Annotated in this window: 17 protein-coding genes and 5 pseudogenes; 8 read left to right on the forward strand and 14 right to left on the reverse strand. The window is 45.8% G+C overall.

Translation table 11 applies throughout. The features are described 5' to 3' along the window. Positions 1–25 precede the first annotated feature (25 nt). The 3 genes from N7V53_RS01360 to N7V53_RS01370 all read left to right on the forward strand — a co-directional run bounded on the left by N7V53_RS01360 (position 26) and on the right by N7V53_RS01370 (position 5035). Positions 26–952: an alpha/beta hydrolase gene (locus N7V53_RS01360; protein ID WP_279791688.1), complete on the forward strand. Its 927-nt coding sequence runs from the start codon at positions 26–28 to the stop codon at positions 950–952. 431 nt (positions 953–1383) lie between these two features. Then, positions 1384–2934 carry a methyl-accepting chemotaxis protein gene (locus tag N7V53_RS01365; protein WP_279791689.1) on the forward strand — a complete coding sequence of 517 codons (1551 nt, stop codon included), beginning with the start codon at positions 1384–1386 and terminating at the stop codon, positions 2932–2934. 442 nt (positions 2935–3376) lie between these two features. Beyond that, positions 3377–5035, forward strand: coding sequence for a methyl-accepting chemotaxis protein (locus tag N7V53_RS01370; protein WP_279791690.1), 1659 nt, complete (start codon positions 3377–3379; stop codon positions 5033–5035). 154 nt (positions 5036–5189) lie between these two features. On the opposite strand, the gene N7V53_RS01375 is transcribed toward N7V53_RS01370, so the two are convergent. Then, positions 5190–5807, reverse strand: coding sequence for a LysE family transporter (locus N7V53_RS01375; protein ID WP_279791691.1), 618 nt, complete (start codon positions 5805–5807; stop codon positions 5190–5192). A 189-nt stretch (positions 5808–5996) separates the two neighbouring features. Between N7V53_RS01375 and N7V53_RS01380 the strand changes: the two genes are divergently transcribed. Then, positions 5997–6437: a GNAT family N-acetyltransferase gene (locus N7V53_RS01380; RefSeq protein ID WP_279791692.1), complete on the forward strand. Its 441-nt coding sequence runs from the start codon at positions 5997–5999 to the stop codon at positions 6435–6437. 446 nt (positions 6438–6883) lie between these two features. On the opposite strand, the gene N7V53_RS01385 is transcribed toward N7V53_RS01380, so the two are convergent. After that, entirely contained in the window at positions 6884–7192 is a 309-nt protein-coding gene (locus N7V53_RS01385; protein ID WP_279791693.1) for a hypothetical protein, read from the reverse strand. A gap of 1048 nt (positions 7193–8240) precedes the next feature. After that, a pseudogene (locus N7V53_RS01390) lies at positions 8241–8442 on the reverse strand (terminase small subunit); the annotation flags it as partial. Positions 8443–8522: 80 nt separating this feature from the next. Between N7V53_RS01390 and N7V53_RS01395 the strand changes: the two are divergent. Next, complete coding sequence (locus N7V53_RS01395; RefSeq protein ID WP_270220707.1) at positions 8523–8951, forward strand: hypothetical protein; 429 nt, start codon at positions 8523–8525, stop codon at positions 8949–8951. A 396-nt stretch (positions 8952–9347) separates the two neighbouring features. Here the strand turns inward: N7V53_RS01395 and N7V53_RS01400 are convergent, their stop codons facing one another. The 4 genes from N7V53_RS01400 to N7V53_RS01415 all read right to left on the reverse strand — a co-directional run bounded on the left by N7V53_RS01400 (position 9348) and on the right by N7V53_RS01415 (position 11050). Beyond that, the gene (locus N7V53_RS01400; protein ID WP_279791695.1) at positions 9348–9557 is read right to left on the reverse strand and encodes a hypothetical protein; all 210 of its coding nucleotides are present in this window, start codon (positions 9555–9557) and stop codon (positions 9348–9350) included. Positions 9558–9853: 296 nt separating this feature from the next. Beyond that, entirely contained in the window at positions 9854–10318 is a 465-nt protein-coding gene (locus N7V53_RS01405) for a lysis protein (RefSeq protein WP_279791696.1), read from the reverse strand. Then, positions 10308–10811 (reverse strand): lysozyme, encoded by a 504-nt coding sequence (locus N7V53_RS01410; RefSeq protein WP_279791697.1) that lies wholly within the window; start codon positions 10809–10811, stop codon positions 10308–10310. Before N7V53_RS01410 ends, N7V53_RS01405 begins: the two co-directional genes overlap by 11 nt. A 2-nt stretch (positions 10812–10813) precedes the next feature. Next, positions 10814–11050: a phage holin gene (locus N7V53_RS01415; protein ID WP_279791698.1), complete on the reverse strand. Its 237-nt coding sequence runs from the start codon at positions 11048–11050 to the stop codon at positions 10814–10816. Between the two features lie 188 nt (positions 11051–11238). Between N7V53_RS01415 and N7V53_RS01420 the strand changes: the two genes are divergently transcribed. Next, the gene (locus N7V53_RS01420; protein ID WP_279791700.1) at positions 11239–12117 is read left to right on the forward strand and encodes an FRG domain-containing protein; all 879 of its coding nucleotides are present in this window, start codon (positions 11239–11241) and stop codon (positions 12115–12117) included. 87 nt (positions 12118–12204) lie between these two features. Here the strand turns inward: N7V53_RS01420 and N7V53_RS01425 are convergent, their stop codons facing one another. From N7V53_RS01425 to N7V53_RS01435, 3 genes and pseudogenes are all read right to left on the reverse strand, one after another. Then, complete coding sequence (locus tag N7V53_RS01425) at positions 12205–12444, reverse strand: hypothetical protein (protein ID WP_279791702.1); 240 nt, start codon at positions 12442–12444, stop codon at positions 12205–12207. A 198-nt stretch (positions 12445–12642) separates the two neighbouring features. Continuing rightward, positions 12643–13400 (reverse strand): annotated as a pseudogene (locus tag N7V53_RS01430) (antitermination protein). Between the two features lie 14 nt (positions 13401–13414). After that, positions 13415–14005, reverse strand: a pseudogene (locus N7V53_RS01435) (DUF968 domain-containing protein); the annotation flags it as partial. On the opposite strand from N7V53_RS01435, the pseudogene N7V53_RS01440 reads away from it, so the two are divergent. Continuing rightward, positions 14004–14172: pseudogene (locus N7V53_RS01440) on the forward strand (integrase); the annotation flags it as partial. The pseudogenes N7V53_RS01435 and N7V53_RS01440 overlap by 2 nt on opposite strands. Positions 14173–14284: 112 nt before the next feature. On the opposite strand, the pseudogene N7V53_RS01445 reads toward N7V53_RS01440, so the two are convergent. After that, positions 14285–14455 (reverse strand): annotated as a pseudogene (locus tag N7V53_RS01445) (NADP-dependent isocitrate dehydrogenase); the annotation flags it as partial. Positions 14456–15137: 682 nt separating this feature from the next. On the opposite strand from N7V53_RS01445, the gene N7V53_RS01450 reads away from it, so the two are divergent. Beyond that, complete coding sequence (locus N7V53_RS01450) at positions 15138–15779, forward strand: hypothetical protein (RefSeq protein WP_279791704.1); 642 nt, start codon at positions 15138–15140, stop codon at positions 15777–15779. 185 nt (positions 15780–15964) lie between these two features. Here the strand turns inward: N7V53_RS01450 and N7V53_RS01455 are convergent, their stop codons facing one another. From N7V53_RS01455 to umuC, 3 genes are all read right to left on the reverse strand, one after another. Next, positions 15965–16087, reverse strand: coding sequence for a hypothetical protein (locus tag N7V53_RS01455; RefSeq protein WP_279791706.1), 123 nt, complete (start codon positions 16085–16087; stop codon positions 15965–15967). A gap of 276 nt (positions 16088–16363) precedes the next feature. Continuing rightward, positions 16364–18070, reverse strand: coding sequence for a hypothetical protein (locus N7V53_RS01460; RefSeq protein WP_279791707.1), 1707 nt, complete (start codon positions 18068–18070; stop codon positions 16364–16366). A 362-nt stretch (positions 18071–18432) separates the two neighbouring features. Next, positions 18433–19698 carry a translesion error-prone DNA polymerase V subunit UmuC gene (gene umuC, locus N7V53_RS01465; RefSeq protein WP_279791709.1) on the reverse strand — a complete coding sequence of 422 codons (1266 nt, stop codon included), beginning with the start codon at positions 19696–19698 and terminating at the stop codon, positions 18433–18435. Position 19699 lies beyond the last annotated feature (1 nt).

Genomic DNA, 19699 nt, shown 5'->3' on the forward strand with positions numbered 1-19699 from the left:
AATTTCAATCAGTGAGGATTCAATAATGTTGTCGAAAAACGCTCAACAAACTCTGGATGGATGGATCAGTGCAGCTGGGCCGGTTGTCGAAAAGGTATACGGTACGTCAGAAGCCAGCTGGCCTGAGGTTCGCGCCCGCTATATGCAGGGGCTTGAAAAAATCTTTCCTGCGATCGAAGGGGTCATCTACAAGACAAGCGCGTTAGGCAATACGCCCGCGATGATCAGTGAGGGAGATGAACATACCGGCAACAGAGTGGTGCTTTATATTCATGGCGGCGGCTATGTCCACGGTGGTGTCGAAGCATACCGCGGCCTCACTGGACGTATCGCTAAGGCATTAAAAGCCAGGGTGTACACGCCAGATTACCGGCAGGCGCCTGAATTCCCCTTCCCAACGCCAATAGATGATGTTTTTTCAGCTTATCGTGCCCTTCTCGATAGCGGCGTCCAGCCGGAAAATCTTGTGCTAACAGGCGATTCAGCCGGTGGCGCGATGGTAGTGACGATAATGCGCAAGGCCCGTGACGCGGGTATTCCGCTCCCGGCCGCAGGAGTGGCTCTCTCCCCCTGGGCTAATCTTACCCATAGCGGTTCATCTGCGACGACCCGTGACGGAATTGATCCCCTTTGTAGCGTCGACTTTCTTAACAGGCTGGCAAGATGCTTTCTGGCGGGGGAGCTTGCCACCCATCCTGATGCCTCCCCGGTTTATGCAAATGTCCAGGGGCTTGCGCCTCTCCTCATCCAGATTGGTGAGAATGAGGTCATGCTGAGTGATGCTATCAGGCTGGCTGCAAATTTAGGCGAAGCGCGCGTGCGGACAACGCTCGAAGTGTGGCCTGGGATGTTTCATGTATGGCACCTTTTGGCCGGTACTCTGCCGGAAGCCGACCAGGCGTTAAATAACGCGATTCATTTTCTGGAACAGGCCTTAATAAAAGAGCAGTAATCAGCGAACTTATATCCATGAAGAAAGCCACTGTTTATCAGTAAATAACCACAACGCCGTGGTCTGAGTCACTAAGTCCTTATTACGGGCAGTTAGTCTCATTCTTATAACGCGTCAGGGAAAGTTAAAATGGGGAAATCCTGTGTGTGTAAGACGCAGGATTTCTGCCTCATTTTGCTGGCTGGCACAGTTCTGCACTGCCCTGCTTGCGCCACACCAACAGCGCAAACGATATATCCTGCTTCACCGCTGGCGTTTGCAGTGCGCGATTTCCTTAAAATCAGGCGCATAGGAAAAAACCAGAATGGATATATTCTTCGTTGTCCATAGTTCGGCAAGTTTTAGTTAAAGACAGATTAATCGATGCCGATAACTTATCTGTTTTAGGGCTCATGGAGCTGCTCTGTCTTTCTCTGTAGAACGAGGTTGAAATGTTCAGAAATTTACCGATTAAAAAGAAGTTTTCTTTTGCCTTTGGTGCCGTTTTAATTTTGCTGCTATTACTCTGCGCCACTTTCTACAATAACTTTTCCAGAATTGTCAGTACCAACGAATGGAATATACATAGCTGGCGCGTCATTGATAAAAGCCGAGCCTTAACCCAAAGCCTGGTAAATATGGAAACCGGCCTACGCGGCTATGCTATTAACGGCAAAGAGGAAATGCTGGCTCCGTGGAACTCAGGCAAAGAGGAGTTCGTTAAAGTTTTGCAGGAAACGAAAAGCTTAACTTCTGATAACCCTACTCAGCAGGATCGCCTGAATAATTTGCTTCAGCAGGAGCAAGAGTGGGGGAATAAATTTGTTACTGAGTTACTGAATAATCGTCGTGCACTCAATGCCGGGTCAATGACACAGGCCGATTTCACTGCCGCCTTCGAAGCTAACACGGGCAAGCCGCAGATGGATCAAATGCGCGCCACCATTGATGAAATCGTCAACAATGAAAAAAAACTGCTCGGCGAGCGTCAGGGTTCTGTCGACTCCGTTGAAACGCAGACCCGGCTGGCGTTGTTTATTGGCGCGCTGTTAGGTGTACTTATCGCTTCAGGTTTGGGCTATGCCCTCGCCCGTTCCATCACCCTTCCGCTTGGGGAAGCGGTAAACGCAGCGAAGGCGATTGCCTCGGGCGATCTCTCCACCCGCCTGGTCGCTCGTTCAAAAGATGAAGCCGGTGTTCTGATCGTCACCCTTACCGCCATGCAGGAGCAGCTTAAAAAAGTGGTCTCTGATATCCAGACCGCCGCAACCTCTATCGACAGCGCCTCTAAAGAAGTGGCGATGGGCAATACCGATCTCTCTTCACGAACGGAACAGCAGGCCGCTTCGCTGGAAGAGACCTCTGCCAGCATGGAGCAACTGACGGCGACAGTAAGGCAAAATGCCTCTAACGCACAAAACGCCAGCAGCCTTGCGTCTGACGCGTCCAACGTCGCGCAGCAGGGAGGCAAAGTTGTGGATAAAGTGGTCACCACCATGGCGGCAATTTTTGACAGCTCGAAAAGCGTCGGCGATATCATCAGTACCATTGAAAGCATCGCTTTCCAGACCAATATCCTGGCGCTTAATGCTGCGGTGGAAGCGGCTCGTGCCGGTGAGCAAGGCCGTGGATTCGCCGTAGTAGCAAGCGAAGTGCGCGCACTTGCCCAGCGCAGCGCGACGGCGGCAAAAGAGATTAAGGCACTAATTGAAGCCTCAAACAGCCGCATATCGGAAGGCACCGACCTGGTCGCGCAAGCGGGCAAAACCATGACCGGGGTAGTCACGGCAATCAACAACGTCTCTGCAATTATGGCCGAAATCTACACCGCCTCCGGCGAGCAGGTGAACGGTATCGAGCATGTCAGCATCGCTATCACCCAAATGGATGAAGTGACCCAACAAAACGCCGCACTGGTTCAACAGGCTGCTGCTGCTGCCGCCTCGCTGGAAGATCAGGCGGCTCATCTGAACCGCTCGGCTGCGGTGTTCAAGCTTGCCTGATAAAAGTGGCCCCGAAGGCCGCATTCGACCCGCTGCTGCTGGGTAACGCCAGCAGCCAGCCGCTACCGTTGAGACTAACGGTAACGGCTGGCTGTCGGACGAAGCGTTCACGTTGAGCGCGTTCTGTCGCCGGTCTGAACGGGATTATTGCCCAACTTAATAACCATGAAAGCCGTCTGGTTAAATTTTATCGCGGCTATGTTCAGTTTATTTTATTAAAAAATTCATTTATGGATCAGGCACTTTCGCAACAGCAATTAATTAAGTTATTTAACATGAAAGAGAATAATGAAATTAATTTCGGTGATAAAAGCTGGCTAGCATAAATTCACGAACTATCCATTTTTTTCAAAAAAATATATATATTAAATATCATTAAAGCCTTTAAAAGCGGCGTCGATAACCCCTTTTTGCTTCATTTACTAATAACACCAAGGTTCTTATGACTATCACACAGCGTTTGTCGCTGGCATTTTCTTTGCTCGCTCTGTCACTTTTCGCGGTTGTTGCCGTCTCTCTTTCGGTGATTTCGGGCTTCCAGTCGCGCTTTGAGTATGTACAGGTCAATGCCATACCCAGCATCAAGGATTTGAATAAATCAATCAGCACCACCAGCCAGCTGGGCATCGCGTTTTACCGTCACCAGACGGCGTTGGACAGCGCTGGCCAGGCTGCGGCCGAAGAGAGAATAAACAACCTGCTGAACAAGCTGAAATCGCTCACGGATTATTACATGGCAAATGATATTTCCAGCGATGAAGATAAAGCGATGACCGAGCAGGCATACCGAAATATCGAAGCCGTTCGTGCAGCGTTACCCGCTTTCTTAGCGGCCTCAAAAAACCACGACAATGCGTTATCCCTGTCTCTTCTTAAAAGTGAAGATGGTGTGGGTGCTGCATCGCGTAAAATGGAAGCCGATTTCACCAATCAGATTGAATTAAATATAAAAATCGGTGAGGCCCTGAGAGAACAAAACAAGACAATTTATGCCAAAACGTGGTGGATGATGACCAGCGCCGCAGCAGTGGTGATCCTTCTGCTTGGTCTGTTTTCCATCACTATTATTCAGGGCATCAAGCGCAGCCTTAACAGCATAAAGAGCACGATGACTGAGGTGAGTAACAGTCTCGATCTGACCCAGGTTGCCACTGTCTACAGAAACGATGAAATAGGCCAGACCGCATCGGCCTTTAATGGCCTGCTGGAGAAAGTTTCGACAACGCTGTTATCGGTGAACCACGCTGCACAATCGGTCAGCACAGGCTCCGCGCAAATTGCCGCAGGGAATGAGGACCTCTCATCACGAACCGAAGAGCAGGCAGCGTCTCTGGAGCAGACCTCTGCCAGTATGGCTACCCTGAGTGAAACCGTTCGCCAGAATGCCGATGGCGCAGTTCAGGCAAGCGAACTGGCGAATAACGCTAACAATTTATCAAGCATGAATGCGGGCGCGGTCAGCCAGATGCTGGAAACGATGTCAGAAATTCGTGGAAGCTCAGAAAAAATCTCCGATATCACCGGCCTGATTGAAGGTATCGCCTTCCAGACCAACATCCTGGCGCTTAACGCTGCGGTAGAGGCTGCGCGTGCAGGCGAGCATGGCAGAGGGTTTGCGGTGGTTGCTTCTGAAGTGCGCAGCCTGGCACAACGTTCCTCTTCTGCTGCGCGCGAAATAAAAGATCTCATTTCTCTTTCTGTTTCCCAGGTTGAACAGGGTCTTAATCAGGCAGCGAATGTGGGAAGTAACACTGAAAATGTGAGCAATGCTGTCCGCCAGGTCGCAGATTTGGTTAACGAAATCGCGGCTGCGACCAATGAACAGAGTAAAGGCATTGAGCAGGTTCACCTGGCGATCGGGCAAATGGATGAAGTGACCCAGCAAAACGCCTCACTGGTTGAAGAAGCCTCTTCGGCATCGAAATCCTTGCAGGAGCAGGCTGAAACCTTGTCGAGCCTGGTCTCTACTTTTACGCTCAGCGAAAACGCAGGGTATGTCGGAAAAGCGGCAAGTACGCCGATCGCCAGAACACAACAGCTGCAAACAAAACCCGCATCGGGCAGCAGTGCAGTCACTAATACAGACTGGGAAAGTTTCTGATTTTTGACTTTTACACAGGATTATTAATTACTAAAAAGCGCTGCTCTGGCAGCGCTTTTACCTTCAGGACGATCTATCTGTTTGTTCTTCACCATACGTACGATGCTTATTCTCCCCGCGCTCTGAAGCTACCCAGCCGCCCCGGCTTACTGACCTACTTCAGCAGCAGCCGTATTCCAAGTAACGCCATAATGCCTCCGCTTAGTTTATCTATAAACTTACGGTATTTAATGTAAGCCTGCCGTGGCCCGTGAGTTGATAATAAGCATGCGACGACTGCATACCAGAGCACATCGATAACGAATGCCATTGTTGGCAGGATGATGTACATACCAGGCTGAATATTTTTGCTAAGCACTGCGGAAAAAATACTGGCAAATACCAGTGCTGTATGGGGATTGCTGATCTGCGTAAATACGCCAGTCATAAATGCTTTTGAGGCGCTGACTTCCTCTGTTTCGGTCAAATCATTAAAACGATTTGAAGGACGACGAAACATTTTCAAAGCCAGCCATAAAAGATAGCAACCACCTGCAAGCTTCAGCCCTGTGTACAGTGACGGGATTAACGTCAGCAGGGTGTGAAGACCCGCTAACGCGATGACAGCAAAAACAAACGCACCAAAACCCATCCCTGCAGCAACAGCTAAAGCCGCCCTTCTCGAACTGGACATGGCCGTTCGGGCAACGAGAAGAAAGCTCACACCCGGGCTCATTGCGCCAAACAGGATAGCTACGCCAATAGCAGAAAACGCGATCACATCACTTGTCATTCATCATCTCCAACGGTAATGGTGTCAGGCAGCTCCGCCCTCCATGAACGGCATCCGGTTAACAACATAACACAATGCCAACAATGTCTGCCCCTGCGCATAGTGCAGATGCTCGTCTCAGAAATTTTGTTGAATTGATTAGTCAAATCTGAATATCTTTATCGAAGTCAAAATAAGGAAGCGATCACAATGATTTCAATCAGGGCAGCGGAACTTAAAGACATTCCATCGTTAAAACGTCTCTTCCTGCAATTGGGCTATAAGACAGAGAGCGCGAGCTTAGAACAACGTCTCCGTGACCAGCATGACACGCTGTGTACTTTAGTTGCCGAATCAGAGAAAGAAGTTTGTGGCGTTATTGTCATAAACTTCATCATGCCTGTTCATGAAAATAACTTATGGGCATTAATCTCAGCGCTGGTAATAGATGAGTCGTCACGAGGACAAGGCGTGGGGCAGCAACTCCTTATCGCCTCTGAACGCATCGCGGCTATCAAGAAATGTTCTCAGATTGAACTATCAAGCAGTGAAAAAAGAGTTAAAGCGCACAAATTTTATGAAAATAACGGATATAAGGAAGTAAGAAAACGCTTCGTAAAACTCCTTACCGATCTGCCGCCGCTTGATTGATATCCCGGTTCAGCGATTCGATCTGATTCGTACCCGGGAGAGGCTGCGTTACCAGCCAGCTGATGACGCTTTTGGGGAGTTTAATATGGGAGCAGAGCGGTGGTTTTAAAAAGCCGTGGTGCCCGAAATGGTTTAGTGGCGATAGCCTGGCAGCGCGCAGCCTCATGTACTACTACATAGTTGTTTGCCATCTCAGAAAGCTCAGCGCTTACGTTTTCATGCTCGTTGTCGAGAATGCTGCATAAATTGCGGCTTTCCCCTTCAGGGGATTCATACGCTAAATGTTGCTACTAATTAAAGCGCCTTAACGCTTTACTGTATTTTAGGCTTATGGCTTTGCTTCATTCATCGAATCTCCTTCGGAATTACGATATGGATATGTTCCACATAAAAAGGCCCTGCAATTGCAAGGCCTTGTTGATTAATATCGCCCAAAAGACGAATTTTTATTTGACAGGTTGTAGCGGCGGATTTACTGCCTGTATTTCTGTTTCTATATCAAAAAAAGATAATGGTTCTGTTGAGGCAATCATAAATCTATTGCCGCTTCTTGAGGAAAACTCAGTAACAAAGTATGTGTCGTTTAGTGGAGCCGTAACTTCTGCTTTGGTTTCTCGGCTATAAAACTTACCTAATCTCTTATCAGGTTTTGCAGGCAACTCAATTTTAAGGTGCTGAAGCGGCCCTTGCCAAACCTCCCTGTGACGCAATCCACCGAGAACAAGATATTGAACTATTTTTTCTTCAGTATTCATGCTTCAACCTCTTTAAAGTAGAGCATAAACTATGCCATGGAATCTTCTTTAGGCGCACTCTAAAATGCTCGTGAAATGAAAGTCGTTTTGAAAGAGAATCTCATATCTTCTTACTTTGCTCTCCAATCAGAGCCTAGTGATGGTTCATCTCGAACCGCCCGTGAACTCTCTACATCAAGCCATAGTTTTGCTACCACTAAGGCTTTGTAAGTATTGTCACCGCAACCATTGAGGCTGATGTATTCCTGCAAATAACCCACCATTCTTGTGACTGTTGTGATTCACTCTCAGAGGGTTAAAGGCCTTAGGCAGGCATGCCAGTCTTTAGATGCGTAGCACGTTCACGGGTACTCAGTGAATGCCTGTGGTAATGCCTCGGACTATGCTTTTGATAACATGCAAGATTACTGGAATCGACAAAATAATCTTTAATGCCAGAAGCACGCTAGCCGTAATTTCGCTTAATGAGTCAGCCGTTAGAGAGTCCATCAAGGGCGTATATAAGGCGATAACGAGGCTCGATCCAACAAGATACAAGCCAACCAGAAATATGTATGCAAGGACGTTATGAAGAGCAAAGAGCATCAGCTGCTTTAGGCCTAGTTTTCTCTGCCAGTTGAAAGCATCTTTTAAAGTACGAAAGTAGCCAAGCATTACCCATTCTTCCCTGAAAATTAACACCAATAGCGCATTATAATGCGTTGTTCTATTTAAGGCACTGCTGTTTGATGAAGTCTTGCAGGTAGCTTGCTTGCTTCGTCACTGTGGCGATTTGCTCTAAGGGTAAAATGACTACGTGAAGCACAAGCTCTATATGTCAATATTCAGCCGTATCGCAGGCACTGCTGTAATGCCTCAGGAGTCTGCGTCGGGGCGTGCAACAGTACGGCATGCCCACATGCAAGCTTCCTGCATTTTGGTGTGGGCGATAGACAGGCAGCGCGCAGCTTTCTGTGCTTCTACAGAGTGATTTACCATCTTAGAAAGCTCCGCGCTTACGCTTTACGCTAGGTGTCGAGAAGGCTTCAGAATGATGGCTCACGCCTTTGAGGCGTTTCAAGACATATATCGCATTTATGACAATCAGATCTTTGAGTTCGGCAATTCTGGATTGGACGTTAGGTTTTGACAGTTTTACGGATGCGGAAGGGTGAGCTGCCTTTGCGCTGTACCCCGCTAGCCGCTTGTATAGTGTTTGAATAGATGAAGTACACGCGACAGAACATTTTTTTCTTGTCGGTGTGTGCCATGAGTTCTCGCTTTTATCTAAAGTATCTGAACAATCTGCCGTTAATTTCACTACATGTTGAAGCATAAAAAAGGAATGACCGTGTTTACATCACCAATTTGGAACCCCACGGGATATCTCATTGAGCTGGCTGTGAGAAAAACGATGGATGCTTTTAGCTCTTCAGCTACCAACAGTGATGTTTCAGCTGAAGAATTGAATGAAGACGCAACGAAGGCAAATATCCAATCCTCTGTTCTTCAGGAACAGGCAAAAGTTGAGCAGGAGCTTTCAATAGCCAGAAGAATACTTATTGCTGAAGAGGTAGAGATAGAAGAGTTCTACGATACATCTGGTAAAGGGGGTTTAGGCCTCAAGCAGGAGGACGGTGACGGTTTCTCTATTGGGGCCCATGGCAGTGGTCGCAGAATTACTAAACGAGTCATCAAGTTTAAAGGCTTTAGCTCTCAAGCTCAGGAAATGCTTGCTCAAAGCGATGCATCACGCCTATCCGATGAAAGCCAATCATAGTATTAAATCTTAAGGTAAATACATTGTCCTACTTTTGACACTGCTCAGTGATGTACTGCTGCAACCCGGCTATTTGCTTTCCGGCGATTTTGGTACGCACTCTGAGGGTAGAGCAACCCGGTTCAGCTGCGTCTGTAAGCATCGACTTGCCATCGGTGCGAAGTAACCCAATATCCGTTTACTGTGCCGGTGCGACAAAGCTATTAACTAATTAAGGCTGACTGTGCATCATCTTCCAGGCGTACTTTTCGTCGTCCGGAGTGGTAACAGTGATTTCGTAGATTTCGGGCATTACGAGCCACAACATCCGTTTGAAGGGATATTGCCATTAAGATGAGCCTACCCAGTGTGATGACAATAAAAAGTCGCCCGGAGACGGCTTGAATAGTGATAGGTTTAAATATCGGTAGTCTGGTTTGTATGCACCCAGCTATCGAGTTCTCCATCCAGCGTCATTTCTACAGCTATCCAATCAATCCCTGAATTAGAATCCTGCAAAATAGCATCCAGATCTTGAGTACTGGGGTTTAAAACAACTACAGTTCGGCCATGTGCACGATGGTTGCTGTTTTTCAAATAGTCATAAGTTTGAAGTTCGAAATTCATGCCATTAGTAGCAGAAAAAGATGTCCTTTTCTTAACTAACTGATTAAATACATTTTTCCCAAAACTTGCTCAATCCTGTCATCATTTTTAGCAATGCTGATTTGCGAGACCAAGAACAACACATCTTTATTATGATTCTGCGATAAAATTTTGCTTACTTTACTTAGCACTTGGGTCAATACTGAATTATTGTTTCCAGCGGCTTTTATCCTGAAATTCGCCATCTAAACCCCCTCACCCTGATTTTCATGTTAAACATTTTGTTTATCATAGGATAACGAGGCTCGGCAAGAGGGTTAATTTATGCACTGCTCCTTCACGTATTCCTGAAGATAACCAACTTGCTTCGTCACTGTGATGATTCGCTCTCTGAGGAAGAAATAATCCCGTTGAGCGGAGTCTGTAAGTCGGGGGCGGGAAGCATCGCCCATGCTGCTGATGCCGGGCGCTCCGCTCGCGGGGCATCTGGCGTTGAGCTGCAACCGGCGCTTGCCAGTAGCAACATCACGCTCAAGCTGATCGATAGTGGTTTTAGCATCTGCCAGTTCTCCCGTGTATTTGGCATCAAGTGCAGCAACGTCGCGCTGGCGCACTTTCATAGCGGCGATTGTGTAATTAGCCAGCTTCAGGTTGTGAGCGGCTTTATCACGCTGGTCTTTAAAGGTGATCGCGTTATTGCGGTAATGGTTAATCGTCCAGGCGATTGAGAGAACGCCAGCGAGCAGGAGCAGAGCGGCGACCGTTTTCCAGTTAGAGATCATCTTTGCTTTCCGCAAGGCACATGGAGCGTTCTATCTCGCGCCGGTTCTGCAATCCCTTCCATTTCATGCCACCAGCGTAAACCCAGCGGCGCATTTCTTCGCACGCACCCTCCTGATCTCCTCTGTTCAGCTTTTTCAGTAGAGTAGATTTGGAGAAGGCATCAGAACCGACGTTAAAGACGAAGCTGTAAAGTGCTGCGCGCTGGTACTCGCCCAACGGGACTTTCACCAAGCTGTCGACAATGCGCTTCGCTGGCTGCATGTCTTTCCATAGCAGAAGATCACATTCACGGTCGGTGTAGGTTTTGCCACGGATTATATCGCTGCCGGTATGACCGTCGCACACCGTCCACACTCCGGCGACATCTTTGTAGGCTTCATATTTCCGGCCTTCAACGCCGTCTTTACCGCCGATAAAAATGGTTGCTATCGCAAGCGCGCCAGTACCGGCAGCGCCTACCAGCTTTCTGCGAAGCGGAGTGGAGAAGGGCATTACTACTCCTTAAAGGCTGACGGGTTAGGCCACCGCTGGTAAGCCTCGATCTGCGCCAGCGTGGTTTTGCGTTTGTAGTACCAGTTGATCCCGAAAGTAAGAAGCGTCACAACAATGCCGGCAATTACGCCAACGGCACTCCATTCATCAGGGCTTAGCCGGGTCAGTACGCCATTAGCCACAGTCCCGGCTGATGCGCCATAGGCAGCGCCAGAAGCTAATTTGCTCATATTGGACATATCTCTCACCTCCGAGTAAACCGGGGCGGTTTTATTGTAAAAAACGTGATACATACAAGTTGCGTTTTATCACGCCCAAGCAGATATTGGTTTCTGCATACTAAAATGGCTCTGCAATGGTCATTTAGTTCGAGAAACTAATTTATTAACAAAAATCAAAGTAAAAAATTTAGGAAACAAAATACCTCATGGAAAACAAAATGCAGACCAGCCCAAAAGTTGATTCCGTAACTTCTTTTCTTTCTCTTGTATTCAGCCAAAACTCACCAAAACATATAAGGTGCTATAGAGGGCAATCATCTAAAGACTGGATATTAAAGCCTTCAGTTATGCGAGGCTTACGTAAAGATGCCGAAAAGCAAATTTTTAGTGAATTGATGACGGAAGCGCCAGGGGAGTTCAGTGGAGATCGTTTGATGTTCGAAAAGCTTGTCCGAGCCCAACATTACGGGCTGCCTACGCGTCTTCTTGACGTTTCTTTAAACCCTCTAGTTGCACTTTATTTTGCTTGCGATGAGCGAAACCATCATGACAAGGATGGCGTTGTTCAATTATTAGATTTTGCAGAAGAAAGAGTTAGATTTGCTGATAGTGATACGGTTAGCCTTATATGTAATCTGGCCAGGTTATCAGATTCTGAACAAAATGAAATAAGTCAGTTCATTAAAATAAAAAAACCTTCGAATGAAGCAGGAAAGTCTGAATTTAGAAAGTTGGATGCAATGAAGCGTTTGACCCAATTTATTCGAGTAGAAAAACCCTATTTCACAGATACTGCAAATCATCTCGACTTGATAAAATATTATTTTGTCCATCCAGCCAAAAACAATCGTAGGGTTATAGCCCAATCTGGTGCATTCGTAGCCGCTGGACTCCTTAAATATGAAAAGGCAGGGCGTAATGGAAAAGGCTTCGCATTAAGCAACATAGTTATACCAGCAAGCTTAAAAGAGAAAATTCTGGAACAACTGGACGTACTTAACATAAACTCTAGAACTATGTTCCCTGAGGTAGAGTTTGTATCTAAGTACATAAAGCGCAAATGGGAAATCCCAAATAAATTATAATAGATAAATAAAAGCCGAATCACTATGCATTCGGCTCTAAATCAACAAAGATGAATAATCGAACCAACCGCCTTTGAAGAATAATTATTACTTTAAGCCTATCCCCTCTAATAGAACATAGCCTTTAGCAGTAATTACATCAGCAATCCAATGGGATTCCGCACTGGATTTCTTTGCTGTAATGTATCCATTGAGATATAACTGCTCTATAGCCTCATCAATTCTGTAAGAAGGCTCGGAAAGGAAGCTAGTATGTTGTACCGAAACCTTCCGATCTTGATCCGCCATGCGAATCATGATCTCTCTTTGAAGCGGGGTAATAACCATTTCTAACTCCTGCTGTTAGGGTTAGAAGGTATTTTATCATAGAAGCATTACCCGTATTGGTATGGCTATTTACAAAATGAAAACCCTCTCTTTGTCGGGTTTTAAACGCTGAACGCACAATGCCCATCGTTGTTAGAACCCTAAACGCTTTTTTCGATTATTGCAATCATCGTGTCGCTAAAAATCACGAATATGCATCTATCTTGTGACTTTTTGCAGCTGCAACTCGGCAAAAGCTTCTTCCTGCCAGCATTTTGTCACCAGTAGCGCGATGATATCGCCGTAGCCCTTGTACCACTGGTAGCTCGTCAGATCGGGAATAATCTTCTCAATGCGCGCCCGCGCCAGTGTGGTAGGCAAACGGCTGAAGCGGTTGCCGTTGCAACGACCGCAAACTTTCCTTACTGGTGCACCGAGGAGTTTGGTTCTCTTCTCATCCAGAACGGTCCCCTTACCTTTACAGCCGCGGCAGGCCGTGCCCACCTCTCCTTTTCCCGCGCAGTGCTGGCGCATCACTTCTACGGCTTCGTGCTTAACCGTTGCCTCTATGCCATTAACGCCGGGGTGCTTAACCACGTCCTGCATTTCCCGCACCACGCCTTTCCCTTCGCAATGTGGGCAGGTCGATTTACTGGCTGCCGAACGCGAATAATCTGCGTAAGCAAACTGCACAAGCACCGGCAGAACTTCACCGCGAGCCTTCTCACTCAGCTTCCCCAGCACCGGATTTTTCAGCGCCAGCGCATATTGCATCAGCCCATTGATAGCAGGTGCCGGATCCTGAATCCCCATTTTCGCCAGGAAGAGGTTAAACCGAGACTGGCTTTCGACTGCACCATGCCCTGGGCTGCCATTACATCGGTTATAGTCAGCGCGACGCCGCCGGTCGCTGGCGTCTAATCGTTAAGCTTCGGTGATTTCGGGGAATAAAATTTCGGTAATGATTCGAGGTTCATAGCGTCTCCACAATTTACGCCAGCACGCCGATAGCCAGTGCGTGATCGATAAAACGAAACAGCAGCACCAGCTGGCTGCCGTGCTTTTCTTCAAATGCCACGGTGTCAGCGTGCAACGCGTCGTGATGCGCTCTGCAAAGCGGGATCACAAACAGGTCGTGCGCCTTCGTACCCATTCCACCCTGCCCGTGGCCTATGAGGTGGTGGGGGTCGTCTGCGGGGTTGCCACAGCACATGCACTGCTGCGTTTTAACCCAGCGGGTGTACTTCTCATTCTCCCAGCGGCGGCGCTTCGGGCGCAGCATGAAGGATTCCGGCGTTTCCGGATCGACATTCAGCGCCATCACCTGCTTTGCCACTTCCTACACTATTTCGCTTCCGAGGAGTTCACGGGGTACGAGCTCTATTTCTCGAGTGACGGAGCGGATCACCGGCTTTGGCATTCTCGGCACATGCAGTGCGGCATCTTCCGGCAGGGCATCAGCCAGGCCATTACGCGCGAGCCACCAGCAGAACTCCGGCAGCGTGAGCGTATGTGAATCGTCGAATCCCAGCTCGCGGTGCGCAGTCGTGAAGATATAAACCGCGCAGTTGGCCCGCGACAACTTGGGGGATGGCACACTAGCGACTTTCCATAAACAACGATCCTTCGGGGGCATCTTTATGAAGCTCAAGGTGTCGGTACCAAAAAACTGCCGGGCATAAATCGCCTAATCAGACAGCTCGGTATAATGATGACCGAGGCAAAGAGTGGACAACAATGACTGTGTAAAGGAGGGGGTTTTGCTAATTTGTTTTTATAAAATTTTTGATAATCATTCGAAAGCTAACAATAAAAAACGGGAACCATTCGGTTCCCGTTCTCATACAACCCGCAGCGCGGATTACATATTCGCGATAATCGCGTCGCCAAACTCTGAACATTTCAGCAGCTTAGCGCCATCCATCAGACGTTCGAAATCGTAGGTCACGGTTTTGGCAGCGATTGCGCCTTCCATACCTTTCACGATCAGGTCTGCGGCTTCGAACCATTCCATATGACGCAGCAGTAGTTTTCAAGATCAGTCACAAACTATTGATAAAATTCACTAATATAAGATTTTTCAGCGCGAATTCACGAACTTCACCTGATTTCTAACCCTATGATTATCCTGATTTGTTTTTGAGTTTTGATAACCACTTTTGACAGTATGCTGCTCAAGATCAGTATCTTATGTCTACCGAACAAGGGATTTTAAATCAGTTGTGTAGTTATGCAAAAACAGGGTTTTAATGTAGTTTTTCATAACATTTACTGAAATTCTAGGTGTTTTAATTCAAAGTGTTAGCGATAATGTTCAATCTTTATTATGAAGGTTTATATTTAAATAAAAGCCTTCAAGCTTCCGCTATAAGCTTGAGCGAACTTGCCTGTTACCGGTAAGTGCAGTAGGCTACGATGCCCACTTTTCGACCTAAACGGCGCAATTGATATCGTGTAGCCAAGCCAGGAGAATTTAATAAAATTCAAAAGTTCAACTGCAATGAGGAAGGCAACATATAAAAATGAGCACGTTTCAGCAATTCATACTAAATAAAGTTTAGTCATGTCAACTTATTGACAAAATACTCCTAAACCTGAATGACCGTCACAATGGCGTTAAGTTCTGAAATTTCAATGGATGCTGGCAGAGTATTTGATATACGTTCTTTTGTAACTTAATCAAATCAACCTATTCTATTAATATTTGGATGAAAATGAAAAACTTTAATTTAAAAAACATCAAACCGATTGAGCTATTAACTCTCTTTGTTTCATTTATTGCTATGTGGGTATCTTGGAATGCTCAGGACTACGTTGAGGCCACCTATTCAAACAATCAGAAGATAGTCATCTTTAGTGAAAAAGACAAAGATTTTGAAGGCGTTAATAAAATTTTTGCTGTAGGTGAAAACAAAAAAATACTTTCAGTTGATATTATTTTCCCGGATAAGTTTCGAACGGAGCGAGATCACATTGATTCACGCGGAGTGTATCAGAATAACCCTCAAGTCATAGAGAAATTAATTAGTATCCTACCAAAAAACATAATGAATGGCGAACATTCCGCCTCAATTCCAGTTAGGTTGGTAACGCGTTATGCTGTAGATGGCGATTCATATTCAGATATTTCAAATTATGTAATGACTTTTTACTTTTCTCTAAAAAGGGATGATAAAAGTAAATCATATGAATTGACCGTTCATGATACTCAATTTGTTTTCTCTGCGAGAACTCCTAACAGTTTAACTTACTCGATTAATAGTTATTTTTTTGGTGAAGATGAAACACAAGATATTAATGAAATGTTCAACAAAAAAACCTTGTGGAATTCCATTAATTTTGCTGGAAAAATATAAAAAGATCCTCGCTAATCCCGCCTTAGCGCATGCTGTATGAGTGTAATAGTTTCTCTAAATTCTATTCCGGTCAATGGCATTAATAGCCGGGATAGAATTTCTCCAAGGAGATCCTTTCGCGATTGAAAAACCCTACATCCCAATGATGATTTTTTGTCTCGGTAATCAGCGAACTCGTGGCATTATTAATTCATTAAACGTTGTGCTTGCCGTTCAGTTAGTTCGCTTTGACGTTCTGGAGTGGAGGCTGAAAAAAATTTCCTTATGCTATCCTGAATGGTTTCATATTCATTATAACCTTCAAACATTAGCGCACCTGTATCGTTATTAATTTTATCTAATGATGAAAAGAGAGGGCGGTTTATCAGGCCTTATTTTATATGGTTTATTCTGCTTCAGAAAGTTCAAGGGTTGGAAGCAGGTAGTGATAAAAATATATAGCAGTTCACACCAATGTCTCTTACTTGTAGATTAATACAACTTATTCAGGAATGTCCACTCATGACGCAAAGCGGACATTGCATGGTACATAGTTTAAAATAGGAAAGTCAATAAATTGGATGTAATAAGCATGAAGGCGCCAATTATAGTTTCTTCTCACTATTTTTCAAAAGATAAAACTCTCTCGCACTTAATACGAGACTGTCGACTTTTATCCCGGCACTACCACCACTATCCGAAGTCGCTTCATCGACTGTTTTTTTATTCACCTGTATTTCTAAAATAGAGAGCAAATGCCAGTGATTATCTTCGTCTTTCACTACAACGCTATCTTTAGTGCTTATAATTGTGTTAGGTGTTTTAGTAAGGTCAAATGAGTATACACAGATTTCGCGGAAAGTATGATCGCAGCTTAGGGGTGTTAATGATTTCCGGAAATCTATTAAGCCGCGCTGGTTGAATGCATTTCTTACATCAGATTTATCAAGTATTCCCAACTCAATCATATGATAGACTTGAAAAAGTTCATATGTGTAAGTCATGCCTCTGTGAGCTATTGCTGCATCAAGCACCTGCTGTTCGAAAAATGGCGGATTCTTACGCTCTCTAGGATTTTTATAGCGTTGGTGATTTACTATGTAAATTCCTTTATAAGTGTTTTCAGGGTTTGCCTCCTCACGTCGGTACACTATTTTTGAAATTTGAGCACATTGGTCATCAGATGAAGTCCCTCCAATACCTTTCACTTCAAATAGATATGTTCTTGCGGGAGTTATAATATTAATATCCTCTTCATAGAACTCTCCATTTTCTTCGTCAACATCTCCATCAGGTGCAATTACGTTCTCAAAGCCGATATATTCAAGAAACCACTTTACAGAAAAAACAAGATCATTATCAGTCGCAGTAAGTAAAGCTTTTGTTTTTAAATTCTCCTCCTTATTAGATAGATCACTTAACTCACTTTGAAGTTTTAAAATACTTTTGCTGTACTCGGCCTTCAACTTTTCAATCTCTATTGACTTCATTTTTTCTTCATGAGAAACATACAAATCATCGTTAACCCATTTAAAGCTTGGGTTGCTTGGAAAATATTCTTTAAAAAGAGGAATATCCGGCAAGACGTTGTCGAATAATTCCTTTAAGAAATCACTTTTATTATATATAACTGGTAGAAAAACAAAATCTTTTCCATCTATTTTTCTTATAAAGGATATAACCTCCCCAGTCTCATTTTCAAGTAAGACTACGTCCCCCTCATTTAAGCCCTTGAAAACAACGTTGTAATGACTTTCGCGTGAGTGTTTGAATATCAAATCTGTTAAAGTCTTGGCAATGACATTATCCGGCCTCTTAAAACGAGTCCCTGACCTATTAACAACACGAAAGTAACTACCATTAAAATCATAAGTATTATATTTAACTTGTCGGCGTTGCTTACCGGGACCATAGTCCATAATATAAGAACAATCAGTATTACTGTCACAAAAAACTATAACCGCTTGATTCTTTTTTGTCGAAAATATGTGATGACTGATTATTGATATATCTATAGGAAGTAAGTCCACTTCAGATGGTGTATGTTCAAAAAATACACTAATTGGAGAGTTCTTATTTTCAGCGTGGCTAAAAATACTGACAGCGGTATCAATAACTATAATTTCAGCCTCATGAATATTAACAGGAATATCATATTGATAAGGTACCGAACTACGATAGTAAGATTGTTCTTGAGCAACTACACCATTCAACTTGTATCTTTTCGCATTAAAGCCGGATGCTTGAAGTTCCTTGTCAGAATTTAAGTTTGTATTTAAAAGATATATTAGAGGAATTTTATTTTCGTCCATTAGAGCTCTTCCAGAGTAGTTAACGGTAAAATTTTCCACCCTACTTTATCTTGAGTTTAACTTAGTTTTCCAGTTCTATTACAGTAGCTACATCTAAAAGACGAAAATTGGGGATTACCCGACTATAACGTATGCATAGTTAACGCAGAAGCGATCATTAAATGAAAATGTTACGCTTGACCTATCATGGGGTGTCAGGGGTCGGAGGTTCAAATCCTCTCGTGCCGACCAAAATTCCCCAATTAAACCAGCCTTTTACGGCTGGTTTTTTTATGCCTGAAATTTCTCTAAGGTAAAACTAAGGTAAAATGAAGGTAAAACCCCTGTCATGATCTCCCTCGCTTCAGCGGCGATTTCATCAGCTAAAACACCCGCGGCACATCCGTCAGTCGGGTAGTCCAGCGGGGCGACAGCATCTCCCTTTTCATCTGCCATTTCTTCTCGATCCCCTGCCCCGCAAAAAACAGCGTGCCCCGACCATTTCGCTGATTAACTGAATCCAGGATATCCATCAGCGCCGTGGCATTTGCCCGCGGTGCGGTGTCGTCAAAGAGGTTTAGCTGCGCCACGCCCTGGCTAAAAAAGTCTCCCAGAAGGATCCCGCCTTTCTGGTACCGGTGACCATCTTTCCAGACCGCATCAAGGCAGCGCACAGCAGCAGCCACAATGTCGCGTGTGTCCTGTGTAGGGGTTAGGAGCTTTGTTCCGGCATGCTTGCCGTAATAGGGTTCATCGAGTGCAAAAGGCGAGGTTTTAACGAAGGCAGACACATAGCGACAAAACTGATGCTCGCCGCGTAGCTTCTCCGCCGCGCGCGTGGCATAACTCACTATAGCCTGGCGCATTTCCGTATAGTCGGTGACGCGCTGACCAAAAGACCGGCTGCAGCAGATCTCCTGCTTTGCCGGCTGAAACTCGTCGAACTCCAAGCAAGATTCGCCGCGCAGCTCGCGCACCGTTCTTTCCATCACCACGCTGAAGTGTTTGCGGATAAACCGTATATCGGCATCTGCCAGCTGAAGAGCCGTTTTTATACCCATGGCCGCCAGCTTCTTGCTGATCCGCGATCCGATTCCCCAAACTTCATTACAGGGCAGCAGCGCCATCAGCTTCCGCTGGCGGGAAATGTTTGATAGATCCACGACACCGCCGGTTGCCTTCCATGTCTTGGCGGCGTGGTTCGCCAGCTTGGCCAGCGTCTTGGTGGGAGCGATGCCAACACCTACATGCAACAGCGTTCGCTGGTAGACCGTCCGCTTAATCTCACGACCGAAGTCCGTAAGATCGCGACAGTTCCGCACGCCGGTCAGATCGCAGAAAGCCTCGTCAATGCTGTAAACCGATACGCGCGGGCATATTTCTTCCAGTGTAGTCATAAGCCGATGGCTCATATCCCCGTACAACTCATAATTCGAGCTGAAGCAAACCACGCCGCTCCGGCGAAAAAGCTCGGCATTCTTGAAGATCGGATCGCCGGTTTTGATACCAAGATTTTTAGCGAGCGCCGATCGCGCGATCACGCAGCCGTCATTGTTCGAAGCCACAACAACAGGCACGAGATCCAGCTCTGGCCGGAATGCCTGTTCGCACGAAGCATAGAATGAGTTGGCATCGACGAGGGCGAACATC

The sequence above is a fragment of the Kosakonia sp. HypNH10 genome (genome assembly GCF_029850615.1).
GTDB lineage: Bacteria > Pseudomonadota > Gammaproteobacteria > Enterobacterales > Enterobacteriaceae > Kosakonia > Kosakonia cowanii.

What these genes read in the sequence shown, in the direction of transcription:
- N7V53_RS01360 (WP_279791688.1), top strand. Translation starts at nt 26, where the DNA reads ATGTTGTCGAAAAACGCTCAACAAACTCTGGATGGATGGATCAGTGCA.
- N7V53_RS01365 (WP_279791689.1), top strand. Translation starts at nt 1,384, where the DNA reads ATGTTCAGAAATTTACCGATTAAAAAGAAGTTTTCTTTTGCCTTTGGT.
- N7V53_RS01370 (WP_279791690.1), top strand. Translation starts at nt 3,377, where the DNA reads ATGACTATCACACAGCGTTTGTCGCTGGCATTTTCTTTGCTCGCTCTG.
- N7V53_RS01375 (WP_279791691.1), bottom strand. Translation starts at nt 5,807, where the DNA reads ATGACAAGTGATGTGATCGCGTTTTCTGCTATTGGCGTAGCTATCCTG.
- N7V53_RS01380 (WP_279791692.1), top strand. Translation starts at nt 5,997, where the DNA reads ATGATTTCAATCAGGGCAGCGGAACTTAAAGACATTCCATCGTTAAAA.
- N7V53_RS01385 (WP_279791693.1), bottom strand. Translation starts at nt 7,192, where the DNA reads ATGAATACTGAAGAAAAAATAGTTCAATATCTTGTTCTCGGTGGATTG.
- N7V53_RS01400 (WP_279791695.1), bottom strand. Translation starts at nt 9,557, where the DNA reads ATGAATTTCGAACTTCAAACTTATGACTATTTGAAAAACAGCAACCAT.
- N7V53_RS01405 (WP_279791696.1), bottom strand. Translation starts at nt 10,318, where the DNA reads ATGATCTCTAACTGGAAAACGGTCGCCGCTCTGCTCCTGCTCGCTGGC.
- N7V53_RS01410 (WP_279791697.1), bottom strand. Translation starts at nt 10,811, where the DNA reads ATGCCCTTCTCCACTCCGCTTCGCAGAAAGCTGGTAGGCGCTGCCGGT.
- N7V53_RS01415 (WP_279791698.1), bottom strand. Translation starts at nt 11,050, where the DNA reads ATGTCCAATATGAGCAAATTAGCTTCTGGCGCTGCCTATGGCGCATCA.
- N7V53_RS01420 (WP_279791700.1), top strand. Translation starts at nt 11,239, where the DNA reads ATGGAAAACAAAATGCAGACCAGCCCAAAAGTTGATTCCGTAACTTCT.
- N7V53_RS01425 (WP_279791702.1), bottom strand. Translation starts at nt 12,444, where the DNA reads ATGGTTATTACCCCGCTTCAAAGAGAGATCATGATTCGCATGGCGGAT.
- N7V53_RS01450 (WP_279791704.1), top strand. Translation starts at nt 15,138, where the DNA reads ATGAAAAACTTTAATTTAAAAAACATCAAACCGATTGAGCTATTAACT.
- N7V53_RS01455 (WP_279791706.1), bottom strand. Translation starts at nt 16,087, where the DNA reads ATGTTTGAAGGTTATAATGAATATGAAACCATTCAGGATAGCATAAGG.
- N7V53_RS01460 (WP_279791707.1), bottom strand. Translation starts at nt 18,070, where the DNA reads ATGGACGAAAATAAAATTCCTCTAATATATCTTTTAAATACAAACTTA.
- umuC (WP_279791709.1), bottom strand. Translation starts at nt 19,698, where the DNA reads ATGTTCGCCCTCGTCGATGCCAACTCATTCTATGCTTCGTGCGAACAG.